This is a genomic window from Xylanimonas ulmi (genome assembly GCF_004216535.1).
Taxonomy (GTDB): domain Bacteria; phylum Actinomycetota; class Actinomycetes; order Actinomycetales; family Cellulomonadaceae; genus Xylanimonas; species Xylanimonas ulmi.
Genome location: NZ_SGWX01000001.1, coordinates 2,091,831 through 2,111,442, shown reverse-complemented (window position 1 = coordinate 2,111,442; position 19,612 = coordinate 2,091,831). Strand labels below are relative to the sequence as shown.

Annotated in this window: 28 protein-coding genes and 2 pseudogenes; 11 read left to right on the top strand and 19 right to left on the bottom strand. The window is 73.5% G+C overall.

The annotated features are described in order from the left end of the window. Window positions 1–118: 118 nt before the first annotated feature. The 19 genes from EV386_RS09825 to EV386_RS09740 form a co-directional block, all read right to left on the bottom strand. Complete coding sequence (locus EV386_RS09825; RefSeq protein WP_130414552.1) at window positions 119–859, bottom strand: hypothetical protein; 741 nt, start codon at window positions 857–859, stop codon at window positions 119–121. A gap of 15 nt (window positions 860–874) precedes the next feature. Then, a complete protein-coding gene (locus EV386_RS09820; RefSeq protein ID WP_130414550.1) occupies window positions 875–1,369 on the bottom strand; it encodes a hypothetical protein in 495 nt (164 codons plus the stop codon). Beyond that, on the bottom strand, window positions 1,369–1,830 hold the full coding sequence (locus EV386_RS09815) for a hypothetical protein (protein ID WP_130414548.1): 462 nt from the start codon (window positions 1,828–1,830) through the stop codon (window positions 1,369–1,371). Before EV386_RS09815 ends, EV386_RS09820 begins: the two co-directional genes overlap by 1 nt. A gap of 302 nt (window positions 1,831–2,132) precedes the next feature. Then, complete coding sequence (locus tag EV386_RS09810; protein ID WP_130414546.1) at window positions 2,133–4,682, bottom strand: phage/plasmid primase, P4 family; 2,550 nt, start codon at window positions 4,680–4,682, stop codon at window positions 2,133–2,135. Then, a complete protein-coding gene (locus EV386_RS09805) occupies window positions 4,679–5,035 on the bottom strand; it encodes a hypothetical protein (protein ID WP_130414544.1) in 357 nt (118 codons plus the stop codon). Before EV386_RS09805 ends, EV386_RS09810 begins: the two co-directional genes overlap by 4 nt. Next, on the bottom strand, window positions 5,032–6,129 hold the full coding sequence (locus EV386_RS09800) for a hypothetical protein (protein ID WP_130414542.1): 1,098 nt from the start codon (window positions 6,127–6,129) through the stop codon (window positions 5,032–5,034). Before EV386_RS09800 ends, EV386_RS09805 begins: the two co-directional genes overlap by 4 nt. Then, on the bottom strand, window positions 6,126–6,350 hold the full coding sequence (locus tag EV386_RS09795) for a hypothetical protein (RefSeq protein ID WP_130414539.1): 225 nt from the start codon (window positions 6,348–6,350) through the stop codon (window positions 6,126–6,128). The genes EV386_RS09800 and EV386_RS09795 overlap by 4 nt, the downstream gene beginning before the upstream one ends. A 225-nt stretch (window positions 6,351–6,575) precedes the next feature. After that, entirely contained in the window at window positions 6,576–7,022 is a 447-nt protein-coding gene (locus EV386_RS09790) for a hypothetical protein (RefSeq protein ID WP_130414537.1), read from the bottom strand. Beyond that, the gene (locus EV386_RS09785) at window positions 7,019–7,618 is read right to left on the bottom strand and encodes a hypothetical protein (RefSeq protein ID WP_130414535.1); all 600 of its coding nucleotides are present in this window, start codon (window positions 7,616–7,618) and stop codon (window positions 7,019–7,021) included. Before EV386_RS09785 ends, EV386_RS09790 begins: the two co-directional genes overlap by 4 nt. Next, window positions 7,615–7,761 carry a hypothetical protein gene (locus EV386_RS18295; RefSeq protein ID WP_165399886.1) on the bottom strand — a complete coding sequence of 49 codons (147 nt, stop codon included), beginning with the start codon at window positions 7,759–7,761 and terminating at the stop codon, window positions 7,615–7,617. Before EV386_RS18295 ends, EV386_RS09785 begins: the two co-directional genes overlap by 4 nt. Window positions 7,762–7,860: 99 nt before the next feature. After that, complete coding sequence (locus EV386_RS09780; RefSeq protein ID WP_130414533.1) at window positions 7,861–8,664, bottom strand: hypothetical protein; 804 nt, start codon at window positions 8,662–8,664, stop codon at window positions 7,861–7,863. A 40-nt stretch (window positions 8,665–8,704) separates the two neighbouring features. Then, on the bottom strand, window positions 8,705–9,667 hold the full coding sequence (locus EV386_RS09775; protein ID WP_130414532.1) for a hypothetical protein: 963 nt from the start codon (window positions 9,665–9,667) through the stop codon (window positions 8,705–8,707). Next, the gene (locus tag EV386_RS09770; RefSeq protein WP_130414530.1) at window positions 9,664–9,915 is read right to left on the bottom strand and encodes a hypothetical protein; all 252 of its coding nucleotides are present in this window, start codon (window positions 9,913–9,915) and stop codon (window positions 9,664–9,666) included. Before EV386_RS09770 ends, EV386_RS09775 begins: the two co-directional genes overlap by 4 nt. After that, window positions 9,915–10,151, bottom strand: a complete 237-nt coding sequence (locus EV386_RS09765; RefSeq protein ID WP_130414528.1) for a hypothetical protein — start codon at window positions 10,149–10,151, stop codon at window positions 9,915–9,917. Before EV386_RS09765 ends, EV386_RS09770 begins: the two co-directional genes overlap by 1 nt. Next, window positions 10,148–10,528 carry a hypothetical protein gene (locus EV386_RS09760; protein ID WP_130414526.1) on the bottom strand — a complete coding sequence of 127 codons (381 nt, stop codon included), beginning with the start codon at window positions 10,526–10,528 and terminating at the stop codon, window positions 10,148–10,150. Before EV386_RS09760 ends, EV386_RS09765 begins: the two co-directional genes overlap by 4 nt. A gap of 3 nt (window positions 10,529–10,531) precedes the next feature. Beyond that, on the bottom strand, window positions 10,532–10,822 hold the full coding sequence (locus EV386_RS09755) for a hypothetical protein (RefSeq protein ID WP_207216508.1): 291 nt from the start codon (window positions 10,820–10,822) through the stop codon (window positions 10,532–10,534). Next, complete coding sequence (locus EV386_RS09750; RefSeq protein WP_130414522.1) at window positions 10,822–11,037, bottom strand: hypothetical protein; 216 nt, start codon at window positions 11,035–11,037, stop codon at window positions 10,822–10,824. Before EV386_RS09750 ends, EV386_RS09755 begins: the two co-directional genes overlap by 1 nt. A 79-nt stretch (window positions 11,038–11,116) precedes the next feature. Beyond that, complete coding sequence (locus tag EV386_RS09745) at window positions 11,117–11,308, bottom strand: hypothetical protein (RefSeq protein WP_130414520.1); 192 nt, start codon at window positions 11,306–11,308, stop codon at window positions 11,117–11,119. Continuing rightward, window positions 11,308–11,556: a hypothetical protein gene (locus EV386_RS09740; RefSeq protein WP_130414518.1), complete on the bottom strand. Its 249-nt coding sequence runs from the start codon at window positions 11,554–11,556 to the stop codon at window positions 11,308–11,310. Before EV386_RS09740 ends, EV386_RS09745 begins: the two co-directional genes overlap by 1 nt. A 96-nt stretch (window positions 11,557–11,652) precedes the next feature. Between EV386_RS09740 and EV386_RS09735 the strand changes: the two genes are divergently transcribed. The 11 genes and pseudogenes from EV386_RS09735 to ftsE form a co-directional block, all read left to right on the top strand. Next, window positions 11,653–12,039 (top strand): hypothetical protein, encoded by a 387-nt coding sequence (locus EV386_RS09735; protein ID WP_130414516.1) that lies wholly within the window; start codon window positions 11,653–11,655, stop codon window positions 12,037–12,039. Beyond that, window positions 12,036–12,464 carry an ImmA/IrrE family metallo-endopeptidase gene (locus tag EV386_RS09730; protein ID WP_130414514.1) on the top strand — a complete coding sequence of 143 codons (429 nt, stop codon included), beginning with the start codon at window positions 12,036–12,038 and terminating at the stop codon, window positions 12,462–12,464. The genes EV386_RS09735 and EV386_RS09730 overlap by 4 nt, the downstream gene beginning before the upstream one ends. Then, window positions 12,464–13,957 (top strand): recombinase family protein, encoded by a 1,494-nt coding sequence (locus EV386_RS09725; protein ID WP_130414512.1) that lies wholly within the window; start codon window positions 12,464–12,466, stop codon window positions 13,955–13,957. Before EV386_RS09730 ends, EV386_RS09725 begins: the two co-directional genes overlap by 1 nt. Window positions 13,958–13,982: 25 nt before the next feature. Then, window positions 13,983–14,780: pseudogene (locus tag EV386_RS09720) on the top strand (TadA family conjugal transfer-associated ATPase); the annotation flags it as partial. A 1-nt stretch (window position 14,781) separates the two neighbouring features. Next, window positions 14,782–15,639, top strand: coding sequence for a type II secretion system F family protein (locus EV386_RS09715; RefSeq protein ID WP_130414510.1), 858 nt, complete (start codon window positions 14,782–14,784; stop codon window positions 15,637–15,639). Between the two features lie 11 nt (window positions 15,640–15,650). Next, window positions 15,651–16,589, top strand: a complete 939-nt coding sequence (locus EV386_RS09710; protein WP_130416862.1) for a type II secretion system F family protein — start codon at window positions 15,651–15,653, stop codon at window positions 16,587–16,589. Window positions 16,590–16,617: 28 nt separating this feature from the next. Beyond that, window positions 16,618–16,872 carry a hypothetical protein gene (locus EV386_RS09705; RefSeq protein ID WP_130414508.1) on the top strand — a complete coding sequence of 85 codons (255 nt, stop codon included), beginning with the start codon at window positions 16,618–16,620 and terminating at the stop codon, window positions 16,870–16,872. Between the two features lie 83 nt (window positions 16,873–16,955). Next, a complete protein-coding gene (locus EV386_RS09700; protein WP_242608082.1) occupies window positions 16,956–17,306 on the top strand; it encodes a TadE/TadG family type IV pilus assembly protein in 351 nt (116 codons plus the stop codon). Beyond that, window positions 17,303–17,788 carry a pilus assembly protein gene (locus EV386_RS09695; protein ID WP_130414505.1) on the top strand — a complete coding sequence of 162 codons (486 nt, stop codon included), beginning with the start codon at window positions 17,303–17,305 and terminating at the stop codon, window positions 17,786–17,788. The genes EV386_RS09700 and EV386_RS09695 overlap by 4 nt, the downstream gene beginning before the upstream one ends. Further along, window positions 17,785–18,312 (top strand): pilus assembly protein TadG-related protein, encoded by a 528-nt coding sequence (locus EV386_RS09690; protein WP_130414503.1) that lies wholly within the window; start codon window positions 17,785–17,787, stop codon window positions 18,310–18,312. Before EV386_RS09695 ends, EV386_RS09690 begins: the two co-directional genes overlap by 4 nt. A gap of 95 nt (window positions 18,313–18,407) precedes the next feature. Further along, window positions 18,408–19,085 (top strand): annotated as a pseudogene (ftsE, locus tag EV386_RS09685) (cell division ATP-binding protein FtsE); the annotation flags it as partial. Window positions 19,086–19,612: the final 527 nt, after the last annotated feature.

The following is a 19,612-nucleotide window of genomic DNA, read 5'->3' as shown; positions in this document are numbered from 1 at the left end:
CCGAACGTGCCCTTGGACACGCCGCGCGTCTGTTCTGCCCACCTCGGGTGCCTGTGCGCACACCATCCCGACCAGTAGGTGCGAGCACCTCGCGGGGCGCTGACGACGAGGTTGACGCTCACGCCGCCGCCGTCCCCTGAAAGCGCGCCCACTCTCCCTCAGAGAACACGCGCGCACAGTCCGGGTTGGTGCACTCCACCCGCTCCTCCTGCCCACCCCACCGCGGCGGCGTCACCCACAACGCGATCTGGTCGCAGCGCGGACACGGCTCGTCGAGCGGGCGGGCAGGCTCGACGTCGCCAGGACCGTGGAAGCGGGACACAGCGCCGGCGAGGTGGGCGAGCTCGGCGCGCAGGTCGTGCGCGAACTCCTGCCCGGCGAGCCAGTCCAGGTGCGGCGCCAGCCACGCGGCCGGGTCGTGCGCGTCGACGTCACGCAGCCCCCGCTCGTCCGCCACCACACGCACGTAGAAGACCAGGATCGAGCGGGCCTCGTCAGCGGCCAGCGCGGCAGGATGCAAGACGGTTCCCTCGGCCGGGTCGCCGGCGCGGGTCACGATCTCGTCCGGCGGCGCAGCCGAGGCGTCGAGCGCGGTAGTGGCGAGCGTGTCGAGCCATGGCAGACGCTCACCGATGGTGGCGATGTCGCGGCCGAGCTCGTTGAAGCACCACTGGCACAGATTGCCGACGTCGGCCGGGCGAGGCAGGCAGCCCTTGCACCGGCCACCGTCGCAGGTCGGGTAGTGCGCGCCGGTCAGCCTGCACCCGTGATGGCACGGCTCGGGAGGCTGCTCCCGCGCGTGCGCGCGAGGCTGAATCGCGCCAGCGCCAGTGTCAACGCGGCTCCGTCTCCGGCTCATCGGTTCCTCCTGGTGTCAGTGCTGGGTGACATTGGTGGTGGTGTCGTCGGTCAGTGACATGGGGTCTCCGTAGCCGCCTGCGCGCAGCTGGGCGAGCGCGGAGGCGAGCGTCATGCGGACGACGGCGTCGTCGGCGATGGAGTCGGTGAGGTCGACGGGGTAGCCGCGGACCTGGGCGAGGTGGCCCAGGCGCCAGTGCGTCCACCACTGGCCGGCGTTGGCGTGGCCCTTGCCGGCGCGCTTGGTGACGAGGAGGGCGGCCTCGGCGTTGGCGTTGCGGCGTTCGGTTTCGGTCTCGTCGAGCCACGCGAGGATCTGGTTGTCGGAGGCGTGTTCGGCGGCCTTGCCCGCCTTGACCTCGACGATGGTGAACGCGGTGAGCAGGACGTCGCCGATGTCGTAGGCGCCTGCGAGGGCGCGGCGTTCGGCGAGCGGGAAGCCGTTGGCGCGGGCGAACCTCACGACGGCGGTTTCGGCGGCGGTGCCGATGCTCTTGGGCTTGTTGACCATCAGTACGGAGGCTCCTCGAGTCGTGTGCGGGTGGTGGCGGTCATGCGCAGTTGTGCGCTGGTGAGTGGGGGTCGGTTGCAGGCGTGTGCGGCGATGACGGTGACGGTGTCGGCGTTGGGGGCGCGGCCGAGGTAGGTGAGGCCGGGTTCGTGGCGGGGGGTGACGGACCAGCGGCCGGGGTTGCCCCAGAGGCGGTAGGTGGGGATGGCGAGGATGACGCAGGCGGCTTCGAGTAGGGCGGTGAGGGGGTTGGGGTCGAGGTTGACGGCGGTGGCGAGGGTGGGGGCGTCGTAGCCGGTGAGGATCCAGCGGCCGCAGTCGTGGCGGGCGGGGATGAGGCGGTCGCCGGCGAGGCGTAGTTCGGAGCCTGTGCGGGTTTCGTAGGCGTCGGCCCACCAGGGGCGGTCGTTGCGTCGCGGGGATGGGGTGGGGGTGTCGAGGTCGAAGATCGCGCCGGTCATGGTGTGACTTTCCTGGTGGGAAAGTGACGCGTGACGGATTGTGTGCGGTCGCGGCCCCCTGTGCGTGTGTGCGCGCGTATAGGGCTGAGGGGTCGCATTCTCGTGTCACTCGTGTCACGAACGGTCAAAACGGACAGGTTTCGAGGGTTGGAAACATCCGTCACATGCGTCACGACCTGCGGTGATGCGACGGAATGTGTCACGTTTGCGCGGTGACGGATGTGGTGCGCGGATGTGTCACGAAGCGTCACGCATCCGTCACGGTTCGTGACAGTGGATCGGGCGCGCGTCAGCATGACGGTTCACCACCCGTCCACGGCCAGCGTCGGCGGCTCTCCGCGTGACGCGTCGTCGTCGTCCGGTGACACATCCGTCAGGCGCATCCCGGACAGGTAGCGGCTGTTGTTCGACCGCGCGGACCGCACCGCGAACCGTCCGATGAGCTGCTGCACGAGCGCCTTCTGCGACACGGGGGTCTCACCCTCGACGCGGCACCAGGCTTCGTAGGCGGCGCGGACGGCCGCTGAGGTGACGGTCATGTGCTGGGCGTTGGGGTCGCCGAGCTCGCACCGCTCCTCGACGAACCGGGCGACGGTGTCGGTCTCGTGCTGGTAGGCGTCGGTGGCGGAGGTGACGACGGCGGGGGTGTGCAGCCCGTGGGCGAGGTAGTCGCGGGCGCCGCGGATCATCCACGCGAGGATCGCCGGCCCCTCCTCGTGCACGAGCTGGTCGCCGAGGTCGAGGATGCGCAGCTCTTCGGGGACCTCGTGGGGGAACTTGAGCAGGCGCACGCGCCGCCAGAACGCGGGCCCGCCGGTGCGGACCTCGGGCATGGGGTTCGACAGGGTCCACAGGGTGTGCGTGGGTCGGAAGTCGAAGAAGTCCTTGCCCATGAACCGGCCGGTGAGGGTGTCGGAGCCTGTGAGGAGTTTGACCTTGGCCTCGGCGAACCGCTGCCCCTCTTCGATCTCGGAGGTGACGACCATGCGGGCGCCTGCGAGGCGGGCGATCTCGGTGGGGTGGCCTTCGTTGCGGGTGGCGATGAGCAGTGAGGAGGGGGCGGACGCGGCGTATCCGGAGGGTCCGATGCCGAGGATGCGCTGCACGGTCTCCATGAGCGTGCTCTTGCCGTTCTTCCCCTGCCCTTGGGCGAACAGGAGGATCTGCTCGAGGACGGCGCCGATGATGGTGACGCCGAGGACGAGGCGGACGTACTCGATCATGTCGGGCTCGCCGGCGAACGTCATGGCGAGAAATCGGTCCCAGCGGGGGTGGGGTGCGTCGAAGTCGGGGGCGACGGAGGTGTGGCGGGTGTGGAGTGCTGCGGGGTCGGTGGGTAGGAGGGTGGCGGTGCGGAGGTTGTAGGCGCCGGCGGGGGTGTTGAGCTCGTAGGGGCGGGCGTCGAGGTTGTTGGCGTCGGTGTGGATGCGGGGGTCGGTGGCGGCGAGTTTGAGGACGCCGTCGACGCCGCGGGCGGACAGTGCGGTTTTGCGGTAGGTGTTCCAGCCTTCGCCGGTGGGCAGGCGGCGGGCGAGGGTGCGTGCGGCTTCTTGTGCGGTGTGGGCGCCGGGGGTCCACCGGTAGGTGTCCCAGGCGAGCCATCCGCGGCCGGGGACGTGGCGCAGGAGGTGGTGGTTGGTGTCGACGAGGAGGAGTGCGGTGTTGTCCTGGTCGGGGGTGGCGTCGCGCTCGGCGACGTCAGTAGTCGGGGTGGGGCCCGGCACAGGAGCAGCCTCCAGTGACGCACCATCCCCGGGTTCGGTCTCTCCACCAGACGTGGTCGTGTTCGAGGTCGTGTCCGCAGCGGGGGCAGGCGTCGTCGCCCATGAGGTGTCTCCGTTCGTGGGGGCGATGAGTCCCGCGAGGTCGTCAGCGGGTGTGAGCGCGGTGGCGGCCTGCCCGAACCCTCGGCGGCGCAGCTCTTTGGCGGCGGCGGTGTGGTCGCCGCCGTGCTCGAGGAGGGCGTACGCGCCGAGCTTGGTGTACGGGATCTCGGGCGCGAAGTCCGTGCTCGAGGTGAAGACGTACAGGCGGTCGCGGTCGTCGGCGTGCCCGGTGGTCGCGCTGATGCCCTGCCCCTTGGCTTTGCCGGGGCGCAGCCAGTAGCGGGTGCGGCCGCGGGCGGACACGAGGGTCCACCCGTGCGGGGTGAGGATGTCGGCCCAGTCGGTGCGGTTCTCGTAGTCGTCGCCGGGGGTGACGCCGGCGGTGGGGTCGTGCGGCGTGACGGCTCCGACCGTGGTCGGACCCTGATCGGGCTGTTCGTCGAGGGTGCGCAGCAGGGCATGGAAGGCGTCCCGCTCCGCCATCGTCAGGACGGCGGCGGTGGCGGGTCCGCCTGCGAGCCGCACCCACGGCTTGCCGGACGGGTGCATGGCGCCGGGGGTGGGGGCGATGACGGTTTGCCCGCCGGCGCCGCGGGTCTCGGCGAGGACGAGCCCGGCCATGTCGCGGGCGAGCTTGAGGTTGCCCGGCACGTCGCCGTCTGTGATCCGGTAGTGGAAGTGGATGCCACCGGACGGGGACTGTTCCAGCCAGCCGCCTGCGACGCGCTGCCACAGGTCGCCGAGCCCGGTGTCGGTGGCGAGGGCGGCGAGGTCGGGCAGGGCGTGGACGGCGCGGCCTTCGAGCTCGGTCATCTCGTGGTGGTTGTGCCCGGTGACGACGCCGAGGCCGAACGGGGAACGGGCGGGGCCGAACCATGCGGTGACCTCGTCGCGGGTGGGCGCGGCGGTCATGTACTGCTTCCACGTGCTGATCGCGGGGGCCTTGGATCCGTCGTCGCGGATGGGCAGGACGGAGTAGCCGGCGTCGAGGAGCTGCAGCGCGGTGGCGAGGATCGGGTTGGTCACGCTGCGGCCTCCTGGCGGGTTGTTGCGATCTGGGCTGCCAGGTCCTCGTGGGGGTCGTAGCAGAACCCTTCGGCGGTGGGGGTGGAGAACCGCCAGTAGTGGCCGTGCTGGACGCCGGCGAGGCAGGTGGCGGCGACGGGGTGCTTGTCGTGGATGTCGAGGGCAGTGAGGGCGTCGGGTAGGTGGGTGTCGCAGGTGTAGGTGGTGATGGCGTCGGGGGCGTCGGGTGCGCCGATCCACAGGTGCCAGGTGGCGGGGGCGGCGCACAGGTCGCGGCCGTTGCGGGCTGGGTCGTGGTGGCAGTGCCCCCACCGGTGGGTGGCTGTGTGGGGGCCGAGGTTCGCCGTGTTCACGCTGCGGCTCCCTGGCGGTGGGTGGCGGGGTAGAGGACGGTGAGGACGTCGGTGCGGCCGAGGCGGTAGGCGGCGCGTTCGACGGAGCCCAGGGGCTTGGTGCCGCAGTACCCGGCGCGTCGGGCGGCGCGCTCGGGGTCTTCGCCCGCGCGCACGAGGTGCGTCCAGTCGTCGAGGCGGTCGTCTGCGGCGACGCCGCCCTTGACCGGGGCGGCCGCGCCGAGGTTCGCCGTGGCGTCGGGGAGGTCGATGGTGTCGTCGTCCCAGGCGAGCGGGGGAGCCCAGCCCTCACGGCGAGCCCTGTTGCGGGCGCGGGACGCGGCTATCCGCTCGCGTTGGTTGGACTCAGGCGGGGCCTGGTCCCACAGGGCGTCGTAGGCGCCGCGGATGCGGCGGGCGGTCTCGGCGTGCACGGCCTTGTCGGGGTCGCGCAGGATGCGGTCGACGGCCTGGCGGTCGACGCCCGCGTGGGCGCACACGGTGGGGATGGACCAGCCCTGGGCGGCGAGGGCTTGGACCCGGCGCATGGCGCCGATGGCGGGCACCGTGGACGCGGGGGCGTTGGTGTCGAGGGTGGGGCGCACGGCGAGGATGGCGTCGGCGTTGGCCTTGGTGACGCGGGCGGACGGGGTGCGCGAGCCGTCGGGCCGGGTGCGCCCGTACATGAGCTTCCACAGGGATCCGTGCGAGACGCCGGAGCGGGCGGCGATGGTCTTGAGGCCGATGTTCGCTGCGGCGAGGGCGCGGACGTGGGCGCGCACAAGTTCGGCGTCGACGTAGGCGGAGCGCCCGTAGGCGTTGTTCCGCTTGAGGCTGATGTTGTAGGTGGACGCGGCGGCGGCGCAGGGGCGGCACCGGCAGCCGTCGAGGGTGTACATGGCGTAGGTGCCGTGCTGGTGGTCGGCGACCTTGTGGCGGCACTCCTTGGGGGTGCGGTCCACGGCGCGGCGGCGCTCGAAGCCGCGGCGCGCGGAGGCGCGCTTGGCCTCCCACAGGGCGCATGAGTGCTGGCGACGGGCGAAGTCGGCGCGGGCGGGGGTGTCGTACTCGCCGTGCCAGCCGCACGAGCACCACGCCTTGGCGACCTGGCTCATGACGCCCTCCGCTCGAACGCGACGTGCCCGCGCTGCTCGGCGGCGCGTCGGTGGGCGGCGGTGGCACGCTTCGCGGCGCGCGGGTCGGTGGTCGCCTTGGAGCGCCACCCGCAGCGGCACACGCCGGTCCACACGCCGTCGTCCGTGCCGTCGCCGAGGGCGGGGGCCACCTCGTGCCAGGTGATGTGGTCGTGGACGTTCCAGTCGGCTGGCGAGCTCACGGTCGGGGCTCCTTTCGTGCGCGCAGGGCTGCGAGGGTGCGGGTGGGGTCGGGGGTGGGCACCGCGGGCGGCGCGTGGTCGGGGCAGAGGGGTGCGTTCATGTAGGGGCGGGTGTCGGTGCGTCCGCAGTGGGCGCAGGGGCGGCCGGTCATCGCTGTCCGTGCTGGTCGTGCCAGGCGTAGACGGCGAGCACGGCGGCGAGCGCGAGGATGGTGAGCGTGGCGGTCACTGGTCGGCCCCGTCGCGGTCGGCGCGGGCGAGGATCGCGCGGACCTGCCCGACCTCGGGCGGCACGGGTAGCGGGTCGGCCCATCGCAGAGCGCCGTGCTCCCAGCGGTCCGCCAGCGCCGCGACCTCGGCCAGCGTCGCGGCGAGGAGGTCGCGCTCGGCGGCGAACTGCCGGGCGGCGTCACGCCACTCGCGCCGCAACGCCAGCGTCGCCTCCGCGCGCTCGGCACGGGTGCGCAGCACGTCGGCCTCCCGCGCGTACGCCGCGCCAGCCTGGTCGTACGCCTCTCGCGCCCCGCCCAGCGCGTCGGTCAGGCGGCGGTGCTCGGCCAGCAGGGCAGACACGTCCTCGGCATAGTGGCTCCCGTCGAGGCGCCACGGCTCACGGCGGCCCTTCTCCGCCCGTGCCTGGATCGCGTCCAGGTCGATCCGCTCGCCGCTCATCGGGCCGTCTCCGTCCGGGTCAGGTGGGCGATCACGGCGGCGGCCTGCTCGCGGGAGCGCCGGCGCAGGGAGTCGCGGGCCTCATCGGGCAGGTGGGCGTACCGGGGGTCGTCCGACATGCGCCAGTCATCAGGGGCTAGCACCCGCGCGATCTCGTCCACGTCGAGCGCCTTCGCGAGCGCGCGCCGCACGGCGACGTCGAGTCCCTGCCGGGTCAGCGGCCCGCCGTTGGCGACCTCGCCCAGCACGGCCTGCTCGCACGACGCGGTGACGCCGGTGACGTCCCGCAAGGCGCGGTCGGACGGAAGGCCCGCCGCGATCGTGGCGACCGTCGTGGTCACGTGCCGGTGCAGCACGTCGACAAGCCGCTCGACCGGCGTCGGGGTGGTGGGGTCGGTCGCCTCCTGCACGTGCGCACGAGACCCCGACTGGTCGACGGTCGGTCGGGTTCGGTCGGTGGGTTCGCCGCGCTTCTTACGCTCGACGATGGCGACGGTGAGTGCGTCGATGACGGTGGCGCGGAGTACTGCGATGTCGTCGACGTCGCTGGCGACGAGGACGGCGCGGATCTGTTCGAGGGTGTCGGTGGCGCTCATGCCGCGCTCCCGTCGATGCGGTCGCACTGCGGGCAGTGCCCGTCGACGAGCTCGGACAGGTGGAACACGCGCCCGCACATCACGCACTCGCGCGACTCGCGGGCCTCCCTGCACAAGTCCAGGTGGGTCTCAAACGTGGTCATCAGGGGTCTCCTTCCACTACAGCGGGGGTTGGGGGTGTGGTGCCCCGGCTCGGGTCCGAGCCGTGCCCGCCAGATCGCGGGGGCCGGGGCTACCGCTCGTCAGGCGGCGTTGCGGAACTGCGCGACGACCGTCGGGTCAAGGCCCATCGGTGCGGCGATCTGCTCGTCGGACAGACCGAGCGAAATGAGCTGGCGGATCTTCGCCACCGGGTCATCCGCAGCCGGAGCGGGCGCGGGCGCGGGGGCGGAGACCGGCTGCGGGGCCGGGGCCGACACGGGCGCCACAGCGGGGGCGGGCTGCCCGCCCACCACCGCCTGCGGGAACATTTGCGCGAGCTGTGGGTGCGCGTCCTGCTGCGGGTGGGTGTACCCGGGCTGCGCGAACGCCGGGGCCGACGCGACCGGCTGCGCCCACGGGTCCGCCGGCGCAACCGCCGGGGCCGGGGCCGGGGTCATCAGTGCCGCGTTCCCCGCAGGCACATACCGCGCCTGCCAGAACTTCCGCGACCGCTTGTCCGCCGGGTCCTCACGGTGCGTGAACGCCAGGGTGAGGACCCCGCCGACCTCGAGCCCCGGAGCGCCCGCGGCACGCACCGCGTTGCGGACGTCCTCCTTGATGTACCGGCCTTCGATGTAGACGCGGCGGGTGCCGTCGTCGTCCTCGATCGACGGGTCACGCAGGTCCGTCTGCACGTCCACGTAGATCGCCATGATCGGGTCACCGGACGGGTAGAACTTCAGCTCGCCCGCACCGGGGTTGTTCTTGTCGTAGTCGCGCACCTGGTACGCCTGCGGCGGGGCGGTGATGCGCCCGGAGATCGAGTCGCCGGGGTTGGCGAACTTCGCGGAGGGGACACCGCCGCCGCCCATGAGGACGTCGTTCGCGTTGGGGGTCGTTGCCATCGTGTGCTCCTGTGTGTCGTGCCGTGATTGGCGGGGTGGGTCAGGGGATGAGCCCGGCGAGGGTGTCCGACTGGGGTCGGTGGCCGGGCGCGGCGAGGCCGGCGGGCCTGTCGGGGTACCGAGCGCAGTCGAAGCAGTCGGGGTCGCGCGGCAGGCTGCTGATCCAGGCGTCCCGGGCCGCCGTCCCCAGCGCGGCAAGGGCGGTGAGGTTCGCGTGGAGGCGGTTGGCGCGGGCGAGCGCGTCCACGGCGATCTGCTCCTGGTACGGCTCGTGCCACAACAGGCCGCCGTCGAACCCGCGCATGTCGTTGCGGGGCAGGAACCAGATCGCCACGTGGCGGACCTCGTACCCGGCCGCGACCCAGCCGCGCCCGTACGCGTGCGCCTGCACCCGGTACGTGGGCCCGGGGCCGTGGCTCTTGACCTTCTTGATCTTGGTCGGGCCGACGATCTTGTGGTCCACGGGCATCCCCGCCGCGACGTCGAACAGGTCCGTGCTGCCCGTGATGTCGACGCCGCCGATCTGCCCCACGGTGACGCGCTGCTCGCACAGCCAGCGGCGCCCGGTGGTGTGCATCGCGTTGCGGGAGGTCTCGTACGCGTTGACGATGCGCTCGAGCTCGGCGTGCACCGCGGTGCCGACGAACGGCAACCACGCGATGCCGTCCTCGGTCTCCGCCCAGCCCGCCAACTTGGCGGCGAGGCAGTGGTCGCACGGGTTGCCGATCTCGCTGGGACCGATCCGCTTCTGCAGGGACCGGGGGGAGTTGATGGCGGCGTACTCGATGACGCCGCGCACCTGTGCGATGGCCTGCTCGGGGCTGGTGCCGTCGAACGCGACCGTGCGCGGGGGCAGGTCGCTGTAGTCGTAGGCGTCCGGGTCGAACGGGGTCGGGCGGATGCCGGCGGGGATGGTGGTCGCGCGCGGCATTTCGAGGACGGTGATCGTCGCCGCGCCGACCGCGTCCGCGAGCGCGCGAGCCGAGTCGAGGACGGTGGTCACGACTGCACCGCCTGCCAGTCGACAGCCGTGGCCGGGCCGCGGGTGACGGGGATGGTTCCGGCGCGGTGCTGGGTGCGGTGGTGTTGGGCGTCGAGGTCGAGCTCGGCGGGGAACCGGCCGTGCTTGGCGTAGTCGCAGTGGTGGCAGCGAGCGGTCACCGCCCGCTTGGTCTCGTCGTCCCACTTGACCGGGACGCGCGGGCGCGGGACCGGCGCGAGGACCGGCTCGGCGATGCGGTGGTTGCTCATCACAGCACCTCGTCGGGGATCGGCTGCGCGATGCGGATGGTGATGTAGTCGCCGTCGCGCGCGACGGTCTCCATAGGCGTGTCGTAGGCGACATACCGCGTCTCGTGGAGCATCGCCGCGAGGTCGCCGAGCGTCGTGTCGGGCGTGACGTCGATCCCGTTGGTGACGTCCTGGGCGTGGTCGCCCATGTTGACGCCCACGCGCGTGTGCGTGGCGGTGAACTTCGGCGCGCTCACTTGATGGTCACCGTCTTCGCGCCGCGCGCCGTGTACTTCTCGTCGATGAGCGCGGGCGCGAGGTTCGCCCGCACCGCCTTCGTGTCCAGGGCGGCCGCGTACAGCTGCGGGTACGCCGCCACCGGGAAGTCCGCCTCGACCGCCTTGGCGTCCAGGCGGCCCGGGCGGGTGACGACGACCTTGCGCCCGGCCAGGTCGTGCGTGCCGACGTCGAACCTCGTGGCGAGGACGGCGCGGATCTGCGTGCGCCGCTCCTTGATGGCGGCCTCGGCCTCGGCGAGCTTGGCGTCCTCGAGGACGAGCTGCTCGAGCGCGACGGTGTCGTCGAGGTCGGTGACCTCGGTGGCGTCGTCGGGGGTCTCAGGTGTGGTGCTCATGGGTCAGTCCTCCACGGGGGTCAGGTGGTCGGGGGTGCGGGCGCCGGCGGGGACGCGCACGAGCGCGCCGGTGTGCGGGTCGTAGGCGATCTGCGCGGTGCCGGGCTGCGGCAGCAGGCCCGCCGGCAGGGCGGCGGGGGCGACCGGCCACCAGTCGACGGGCTGGTCGTGCTCGGGCTTCCACGCGTCGTCGACGGCACGGCCGACGCCGTCTGCGACGTCGAGCCAGGACGGGGCGGGGGTGGGGTCGTCGCCGATCAGGTGGGCTCGCAGGCGGGCCAGGATGCGGCGCATCACGCTGCGGCCTTGTGGTCGGCGAGGGGCTGGCGGGCCTCGGCGCGGGCGGGCTGGTAGCGGTCGTAGGCGGCGTGCAGGCCGCGGGCGGCGAGCGTGACGTTGTCGACGGCGCCGTAGGCGAGCTGCTTGGCGACGCGCTCACGCGTCTCGCTCTTCCAGTCGGTGGTGTCGACGCGGCCGCGATGGCGGGCGACGTAGGTGCTGCGGGTCATGGGATGCTTACTCCTGTCGTGAGATCGACGAGGCCGGTCCGGGTTGGCGCCAGGGGCCGGCCTTCGTCGTGTGCGGGGGTCAGGCCGCCGCGGCGGTCTGGGTGGTGCGAGCCCGGCGGGCCGCGATGCGGGCCTCGAGCTCAGGGATCGACGGGCCGGTCGCGTGGTGTGCGCGGCGTGCGGCCTCGGCCACGGGCAGGGAGTCGCGGATGCGGCGCCCCTCGGCGAAGGCGGCGGCCGCGGCGGTGATGGCCTCGTCACGGGTGACCATCAGGCGACCGCCGCAACCGGCTCGGTGTAGACGGTGGTGAGCGCCGCGGCGGTTGTGCCGACGGCGTTGGCGATCGCCTTGACCTCGGCGACGCTGAATGGCGAGAACCCGTCGGATGCCAGGCGTCGGGCGAAAGTGGTGCGGGGGATCCCCGTGACGCGGGCGACTCCTGGCACCGTCAGGCCCGCGCCGAGGATCGCCCTCTCGACGTTGGCGGCCACTGCCGCCGCGTAGCTGGTGCTGTCCATGTGGGCAACGGTAATGCCCAAACGGGCAGGCATGCACGCGACACGCGCACCAATTTCGGCATTGCTGCTGCCCGGAGTGGGATGTAGTGTGCCCATATGGACATGAACGGCGCAGTCGCCAAGGCCATCGGGGCAGAGCGCTCCATTGCGGAGATGACCGTCAAGCAGCTCTCGGACGCCTCCGGCATTCCCGCACGCTCACTCATGCGCGTCCTCGGAGCCGAACGCGACATCAAGGTCAACCAGGTCGCCGACCTCGCCGCAGCACTCGGCGTCTACCCGCACGAACTCATCGAGCACGCCGAGCAGATCCTCGCCCGCAGCTCGCGCGACCGCGGCAACGTCGTCACCCTGCGTCGCCCTGTCGGTGCCTCGGTCGAGTATCTGGACCTCGAGGACCTGCCCCGACTGGCCGATGCCGCCGACGACGCGGGCGGGATCTCGCACGAGGACGAAGACGCGGGGCGTGAGGAGCAGTCTTGATCGATGACCTGGTCGTCTACGCGCGTGAGCGCGGGGTGGACGTGAAGTACGGCAACCTCGGCCGCCGGCGCGGCGAGTACCGGCACGGGCCCCGCCTCATCGTCCTCAACCCGCACATGTCCGGGGTGCTGCAACGCTCCACACTCGCGCACGAGCTCGGTCACGCGCACCGCGGCGACGAGTGGACGGACGACCCGCGCGAACTCGCCGCGCGCGAGCGCCTCGCCGACGAGTACGCCGCCCGCCTCCTGGTCTCCCCGGTCGAGTACGCACTCGCCGAACGACTGCACGGACAGCACACCGGCGCGATCGCCCGCGAGCTTGACGTCGCCGTGTACGTCGTCGAGGCGTGGCAGCGGCTCCTGCGCCGCGGCGCGACTCCCGCCCTGCCCAGAGCAGCGCGGCAGCACCTGCGGGCCGTCTGATGCGCGCCGCGAGCAAACTGCGCGCGGTCGCCGACCCCGCCGCACGACGCCGCGGCGTCGGCGTCATCCGCGTCTCCCGCGAGGGCGGCCGCGGCGACAAGCTCGCCTCCCCGCAGATCCAGCGCGCGGCCATCGTCGAGCACGCCAACCGCCACGGCATCGACGTCGTCGACTGGGTCGAAGCCATCGACGAGTCCGGGTCACGCGCCAAGTCCGCGTGGTGGCCCCGCCTGGATGCGCAGATCGAGCGCGTCGAGGCGGGCGAGGTCGACGTCATCGTCGCGTGGGAGTTCTCCCGCCACGCCCGCAACCGGCTGCGCTGGGCGGTCGCCCTCGACCGCGTCGAAGCCGCCGGCGGCAACCTCGAGTCCGCGACCGAGCCCGTCGACGTCACCACCGCTGCCGGACGCTTCCAACGCGGCGTCCTGGCTGAGATGCACGCCTACAAGGCTGAGGCGATCGGGGAGGGCTGGCAGCAGGTCCAGGCCAACAGGGTCCGCAACGGCCTACCCCCGGGCGGCAAGCTGCCGTGGGGGTGGCGGTGGGCCGACGACGGCGGGGCGGTTGAGGCGGACCCGGACAAGGGCCCGTATGTCGTCGAGGCGTACCGCCGGTACCTGGCCGGTGCCGGAGCCCGTGACCTGGCGCGGTGGCTCAACGACTCCGGGGTGCGCCCGATGCACGCCGCCGTGTGGGCGCACGAGACGATCACGCAGTGCCTGGACTCCCCGGTCCACGCGGGCATGGTGTCTTACCGCGGGCAGGCGTGGCCGGGCGCGCACGAGGGGCTTGTCGACGTCGCGACGTGGGAGGCGTACCGGGTCGAGCGGGAGCGCCGGGCGGGGGAGCGGGAGGTCAAACGCAGGTACCTGCTGTCTGGAATCGCGATGTGTCCGTGCACGGACGCGGGCACGCCGATGAACGGGTTCACGGTCACGAAGGCATCGCGGGCGCGGGGCGGAACGCCGCGCCGGTTCGTGTCATACCGGTGCGTGACGCTCGGGCGCACGCCGGGGCATGGGTCGTGGTCGATGACGGCGCGGATCGTCGAGGGCGCGCTCACGGACTGGCTCGGGCAGGTGGCTGCCGACGTCGAGAACCGCGCACCGAAGGCGGCGCAGTCGGCGGACGTCGCAGCGGCGCAGGCGCGGACCCTGCGCGCGGAGCGGGATCGGATCGACCTCGCGCTGACGAACCTGACGGTGCAGCACGCGCTGGGCACCTACCCGGACGGGGCGTACGCGTCAGCGCGTGACCAGATGGTCGGCCGGCGCGCGCAGCTCGACGCCGAGGTGCGCGCGCTCGAGCGGGCTGCGGTGTCGGTCCCGGATGATCCGGCCGGGATCGCCGCGGGCCTGCTGACGGAGTGGGACGAGCTTCCGCTCGAGCAGGTGAGGCAGGTGGTGCGACGGTTGGTGCGGGGTGTGGTGGTGGACTACGGGGCGCGGTCGGCGAGCGTGTGGCCGGTCTGGGAGACACGTCGCCCCTGGTGAGTGGGGTTATACCCTGCGCGGGTTTCCCGACGTGACCCGCGAGCACCTCGCCGTCAACATCCGCAAGCACGTGGTGCGCGCGAGCCGGCTGGAGCACCTGGTGCGACTGGGCTCGCTCACGCCGCTGGCCGCCGAGTTCCTCGACGCGGCGGTGCGCGCGGGCCTCAACATCCTCGTCGCCGGCGCCACACAGTCGGGCAAGACGACCATGCTCAACGCCCTGTCGGGATCGATCCCCGCCGCCCAACGCGTCATCACGGCCGAGGAGGTGTTCGAGCTGCGCCTCGACGTGCGCGACCTCGTCGCGATGCAGTGCCGCCAGCCGTCGCTCGAGGGCACCGGAGAGATACCGCTGCGCCGCCTGGTCAAGGAGGCGCTGCGCATGCGACCCGACCGCATCGTGGTCGGGGAGGTGCGCGAGGCCGAGAGCTTCGACCTGCTCGTCGCACTCAACAGCGGCATTCCCGGCATGTGCACCATCCACGCCAACTCGGCGCGTGAGGCGGTCACCAAACTGTGCACGCTGCCGCTGCTCGCCGGAGAGAACGTGACCCACCACTTCGTGGTCCCGACCGTGGCCAGCGCCGTCGACGTCGTCGTGCACCTGGGCGTCACGCCCGACGGCGAGCGCCAGGTCCGCGAGATCGTGGCCGTGACGGGCCGGGTCGAGGAGGGGCGCGTCGAGACGGCCGGGCTCTTCCACCGCCAGCCCGCCGCGGCGGGCGGCCGGCTCGTGCGCGGCGACGGATTCCCGCCCGGCGAGGAGCGCTTCGCGCGCGTCGGGGTCGACGTGCGCGCCATGCTGGCCCGCGAGGACCTGTGACATGGGCGTGCTCGTGGGCCTCGTGCTCGGCCTGGGCCTGTATTGCGTGTGGTGGTCGTTCTGGGCGCCCGACACCCGCCCTCGGCGCGTCTCGGCTCGGCGAGCGCGCACGCAGGACCTGCTGGTCCAGGCGGGCGCGGCCTCGGTCACCCCCGGCGCGCTGTACGGGGCGAGCGCCGCACTCGCCGCCGTCGTGCTGCTGACCGTGCTCGCAAGCACGCGCTCGCCCGCGATCGGCCTGTGCTTCGCCGCGATGGCCGCCGCCGCGCCGTCGGCCCTGGTCACGGCGCGGGCGCGCAAACGGCGCCGGGGGCTGCGCGAGGTGTGGCCCGAGGTCGTCGACCACCTCGCGTCCGGGGTGCGCGCCGGGCTGTCGCTGCCCGAGGCCGTCGGCCAACTCGGCGAGCGCGGACCCGTCGAGCTGCGCGAGCCGTTCGCTCGGTTCGCCGCCGACTACCGTGCGACCGGGTGGTTCGCCGAGAGCCTCGACCTGCTCAAGGCGCGGCTCGCCGACCCGGTCGCCGACCGGATCATCGAGGCGCTGCGACTGACGCGCGAGGTCGGCGGCTCCGACCTGGGGCGGCTGCTGCGGACGCTGTCGACGTTCTTGCGCGAGGACCAGCGCACGCGCGGCGAGCTCGAGGCCCGTCAATCGTGGACCGTGAGCGGCGCGCGTTTGGCCGCGGCGGGGCCGTGGGTCGTGCTCGCCTTCCTCGCGACGCGGCCTGAGACCGCCCGCGCCTATGACACTCCGGCGGGCGTGGCGGTGCTCGCGGGCGGGGCCGCGTGCTCTGTCGTCGCCTATCGGCTCATGGTCCGCATCGGGCGGTTGCCCGAGGAAGGCCGGGTGCTGCGGTGAGCGCGCCCGGGCTGGGCGATTGGGTGTCACCCGAGGGCGCGCTGTTCGGGTTGTTGGGCGGGGTCGGGCTCGTCCTGGTCGCCGCGGGCCTGCGGCGGCGGCGGATCACGCTCGCCGAGCGGCTCGCCCCGGCGCTGCGGCCGCGCGACGCGACCAGTGGGCTGCTGCGCGAGCAGCCGGCGCGCACGCCGTTCCCCGTGGTCGAACGCCTGCTCGCGCCGTGGCTCGCCGACGTCGCGCGCTGGGCCGAGCGCCTCGGCTCTCCGCGCGCCGAGGTGCGCCGCCGGCTCGACCGTGCGGGCTTGGCCGAGAGCGTCGACCAGTTCCGGGCCCGGCAGGTGGTGTGGACCGTCGCCGGGCTGGGCGCCGGCCTGGCGCTCGCGCTGCTCATCGGCGCCGCGCGGGGGTTCGCCCCGCTCCCGCTCGCGCTGCTCGTGGCCATCTGCGGGGCGTGCGGGTTCGCCGCGTGCGACCAACTGCTCTCGCGGCAGATCGCCCGGCGCGAGGAGCGCATGGTCGCCGAGTTCCCGACCATCGCCGAGCTGCTCGCGCTCGCGGTGACGGCGGGTGAGGCGCCCGTCTCCGCCCTGGAGCGCGTCGCCGCCACCGCCCAGGGAGAGCTGTCGACCGAGATCCGCCGCATGCTCGCCGACGTGCGCACCGGGGCGGCCATCGGGGTCGCGATGACCGACATGGCCGACCGGACCGGGCTGCCGTCGCTGACGCGGTTCGCCGAGGGCGTCGCGGTCGCGCTCGAACGCGGCACCCCGCTCGCCGAGGTCCTGCGCGCCCAGGCTCAGGACGTGCGCGAGGAGGGCCGCCGCGCGCTCATGGAGGCGGGCGGGCGCAAGGAGGTGGCGATGCTCGTGCCCGTCGTCTTCCTCATCCTGCCCATCACGGTCGTCTTCGCCGTCTTCCCATCCCTGGCCACGCTCCGCATCGGCCTGTAGCGCCCCAACGAACCGAGAGGTGACCCCCATGTTCGACGACCTCCCCGCCGCCGAGCCCGCCACGACGGCTCGCGGCGAACGACCGCACGCCGACCCCGCCGCGCTCGACCCCGGGCGCGAGCCCGGGATCGACCCCGCGCTCGACCCCGAGCGCGGCGACGTGCCGGGCTGGGTGCTGGTGACACTCATGACCGCGGGGCTGGTCGTCGCCCTGTGGGCGATCGCGGGCCCGCTGCTTGAGGACGCGTTCACGCAGGCGATCTCGAGCGTCACGGGCCGGTGAGCGCGCCCCGCGCGGCGCCGCACGCCCTCCGGGGCGCCGCCGCTCGCCGCCGTTCGACCTCCCCCGCCGAGCGCGGCTCGGCCATCGCCGAGTTCGTACTCGTCGCCGCTCTCGTGCTCGCGCTGTTCCTCGGCGTCGTGCAGGTCGCGCTCGCGCAGCACGCGCACGCGCTGCTCATCGACGCCGCCGCCGAGGGCGCGCGGTGGGCGGCGCGCGCCGACCGCCGGCCTGAGGACGGCGTCGCGCGCACGCGCGCGCTGATCACCCGGTCGCTCTCGGCGCGGTATGCCGACGACGTCGCGGCCCGGGCCACGACGCGCGAGGGGATGGCGGTGGTCGAGGTGACCGTGCGGGCGCCGCTCCCGCTGGTCGGCCTGCTCGGGCCGTCGGGCACGATGGTCGTGTCGGGCCACGCACTGGTGGAGGGCGGATGAGCTCGCCCGCATCCGCGTCGCCCCCCGGGCGCGAGTCGGTCGCGCGCGGCGAGCGCGGCTCGGCTCTTGTGGAGTTCATGGGCGCCACGGTCCTGCTGCTGATCCCGCTCATCTACCTGGTCGTGACCGTGGGGCGCGTGCAGGCGGGAGCGTTCGCCGCCGACGGCGCGGCCCGCGAGGCCGCCCGCGCCGTGGTGACAGCGCCGTCGTCCGACGCCGCGGCCGTGCGCGCCCGCCTGGCCGTCGCGATCGCGCTGGAGGACCAGGGCTTCGACCCCGGACCCGCGCTGAGCGGTGAGGCGGTCGAGGTGGTCTGCGACGCCGATCCATGCCTGACGCCCGGCGCCTCGGTGACCGCGACGGTGCGGGTCGTGGTGCCACTGCCGTTCGTTCCGCAGGCGCTGCGCTCATGGGTGCCCCTCGAGGCTCCTGTCGAGTCGCGTTACCGCGCGAGCGTCGACCAGTTCAGCGAGACGCGATGAGCGCGCCCGACCCCGCCGCGCCCGACCCCGCCGCGCCCCGCCCGCGCGCCGCGCACGGCGACGACGGGCGGATCCTGCTGCTGACGCTCGGCCTGGTGGTGCTCGGCCTCATGCTCGTGGGCATGGTCGTCTCGGCCACCGCCGTCCACCTCGACCACAAGCGGCTCTACAACCTGGCCGACCTGCTGGCCGTGAGCGCGGCCGACGCCGCCCGCCCGGGCCAGCGTCTGCTGACCGCCGACAGCGCCGGTCTCACGCTCACCAGCGCCGACGTCGCCCGCCAGGTCGCCGAGGACCTGGCCGCCCACCCCTTCCCCGAGCAACTGCCCGACGACCTCGCCGTCCTGCGGGCGGACTCGCCGGACGGCCGCACGGCCCGCGTGACCCTCACGACGACCTCCCATCCGCCCCTGCTGGCCTGGTTCACCCGAACCCTCGGCCATGGCTTCGACCTGACCGCGACCTCGACCGCACGCGCCGAGACCGGTTCGGCCATTGGCGGCGTGTCACTGCCTGGCGGGTGAGATCCGTCGTGCGATGGTCGAGCGCGGAGGCGTCGGCTCGGGAGTCCGGGCACGCCCCCGCACGCAGCGTCCACCGAGCACGGGAGCCCACCACCGTGATCCGATTCGAGAGCGTCTCGAAGGTCTACTCGCGAGGAGCGAGGCCGGCCCTCGACGACGTCTCCGTCGATGTCGCCCGAGGAGAGTTCGTGTTCCTGGTCGGCGCGTCCGGCTCGGGCAAGTCCACCTTCCTGCGCCTCGCGCTTCGCGAGGAGCGCCCGACGCGCGGGCGCATCTACGTCGCCGGGCGCGACCTGTCCCGGATGAGCGGGTGGAAGGTGCCGAGCCTGCGCCGCAGCATCGGCATGGTGTTCCAGGACTTCCGCCTGCTGCCCAACAAGACGGTCTACGAGAACGTGGCGTTCGCGCTCGAGGTGATCGGGCGCCCGCGCCACGTCATCAAGACCACGGTGCCCGAGGTCCTGGAGATGGTGGGCCTGGACGGCAAGGAGAAGCGCCGCCCGCACGAGTTGTCCGGTGGCGAGCAGCAGCGCGTGGCGATCGCGCGCGCGTTCGTCAACCGGCCGCCGATCCTGCTGGCCGACGAGCCGACCGGCAACCTCGACCCGACGACGTCGCTGGGCATCATGCGGCTGCTGGAGCGCATCAACCGCACCGGCACCACGGTGGTCATGGCGACCCACGACGACGAGATCGTCAACGAGATGCGCAAGCGCGTCGTCGAGCTCTCGGCAGGCATGGTGATCCGCGACGAGGCCGCCGGTGTGTACGGCGAGCGCGAGCGCATCCTGCCCGACGTCGCCGCCTCGCCCGTGCTCGACGCCCCCGGCCAGGGGGAGCGGCCGGCGCCGCGCGTCGCCGTGACTCCCGAGGCCGGAGACCTGGAGGCGGAGGCCGCCGCGGAGGCGGCGGCGCAGGCCGCGGCCGCCCGAGCGGCGGCGGCGAGCACCGCCGAGAGCCGTCCGCGCCGTGTGCGGCGCGCCGAGCGACGTGCCGCCGCGACCGCGCGCGCGGCCGGGTCCCACGGCCAGGCCGGCGCCGACGACGCCGCGCGCGACACTGAGGCCGAGCCCGTCGCGACCCTCGCCGGTAGCGACACGCCCGACGGCGCGCCGCTCGCGCCCGTCGCGGCCGACGTGGGCGCCGGGGCAGGCGCAGTCCGCCCGGGCGTCGCCGACGCCAACCCCGCCGATGCCACGGGTGCGGACGTCACGCCCGCAGGCACCGTGCCCGCCGACACCGTGCCCGCCGACACCGTGCCCGCCGACGACGTGCCCGGCGCCGTGCCGCCCGCCGACGT

Coding starts and splice junctions, on each gene's coding strand:
- EV386_RS09825 (WP_130414552.1), bottom strand. CDS start 859: ATGAGCCGGAGACGGAGCCGCGTTGACACTGGCGCTGGCGCGATTCAG.
- EV386_RS09820 (WP_130414550.1), bottom strand. CDS start 1,369: ATGGTCAACAAGCCCAAGAGCATCGGCACCGCCGCCGAAACCGCCGTC.
- EV386_RS09815 (WP_130414548.1), bottom strand. CDS start 1,830: ATGACCGGCGCGATCTTCGACCTCGACACCCCCACCCCATCCCCGCGA.
- EV386_RS09800 (WP_130414542.1), bottom strand. CDS start 6,129: ATGAGCCAGGTCGCCAAGGCGTGGTGCTCGTGCGGCTGGCACGGCGAG.
- EV386_RS09790 (WP_130414537.1), bottom strand. CDS start 7,022: ATGAGCGGCGAGCGGATCGACCTGGACGCGATCCAGGCACGGGCGGAG.
- EV386_RS09785 (WP_130414535.1), bottom strand. CDS start 7,618: ATGAGCGCCACCGACACCCTCGAACAGATCCGCGCCGTCCTCGTCGCC.
- EV386_RS18295 (WP_165399886.1), bottom strand. CDS start 7,761: ATGACCACGTTTGAGACCCACCTGGACTTGTGCAGGGAGGCCCGCGAG.
- EV386_RS09780 (WP_130414533.1), bottom strand. CDS start 8,664: ATGGCAACGACCCCCAACGCGAACGACGTCCTCATGGGCGGCGGCGGT.
- EV386_RS09770 (WP_130414530.1), bottom strand. CDS start 9,915: ATGAGCAACCACCGCATCGCCGAGCCGGTCCTCGCGCCGGTCCCGCGC.
- EV386_RS09760 (WP_130414526.1), bottom strand. CDS start 10,528: ATGAGCACCACACCTGAGACCCCCGACGACGCCACCGAGGTCACCGAC.
- EV386_RS09755 (WP_207216508.1), bottom strand. CDS start 10,822: ATGCGCCGCATCCTGGCCCGCCTGCGAGCCCACCTGATCGGCGACGAC.
- EV386_RS09750 (WP_130414522.1), bottom strand. CDS start 11,037: ATGACCCGCAGCACCTACGTCGCCCGCCATCGCGGCCGCGTCGACACC.
- EV386_RS09745 (WP_130414520.1), bottom strand. CDS start 11,308: ATGGTCACCCGTGACGAGGCCATCACCGCCGCGGCCGCCGCCTTCGCC.
- EV386_RS09740 (WP_130414518.1), bottom strand. CDS start 11,556: ATGGACAGCACCAGCTACGCGGCGGCAGTGGCCGCCAACGTCGAGAGG.
- EV386_RS09735 (WP_130414516.1), top strand. CDS start 11,653: ATGGACATGAACGGCGCAGTCGCCAAGGCCATCGGGGCAGAGCGCTCC.
- EV386_RS09725 (WP_130414512.1), top strand. CDS start 12,464: ATGCGCGCCGCGAGCAAACTGCGCGCGGTCGCCGACCCCGCCGCACGA.
- EV386_RS09715 (WP_130414510.1), top strand. CDS start 14,782: ATGGGCGTGCTCGTGGGCCTCGTGCTCGGCCTGGGCCTGTATTGCGTG.
- EV386_RS09705 (WP_130414508.1), top strand. CDS start 16,618: ATGTTCGACGACCTCCCCGCCGCCGAGCCCGCCACGACGGCTCGCGGC.
- EV386_RS09695 (WP_130414505.1), top strand. CDS start 17,303: ATGAGCTCGCCCGCATCCGCGTCGCCCCCCGGGCGCGAGTCGGTCGCG.
- EV386_RS09690 (WP_130414503.1), top strand. CDS start 17,785: ATGAGCGCGCCCGACCCCGCCGCGCCCGACCCCGCCGCGCCCCGCCCG.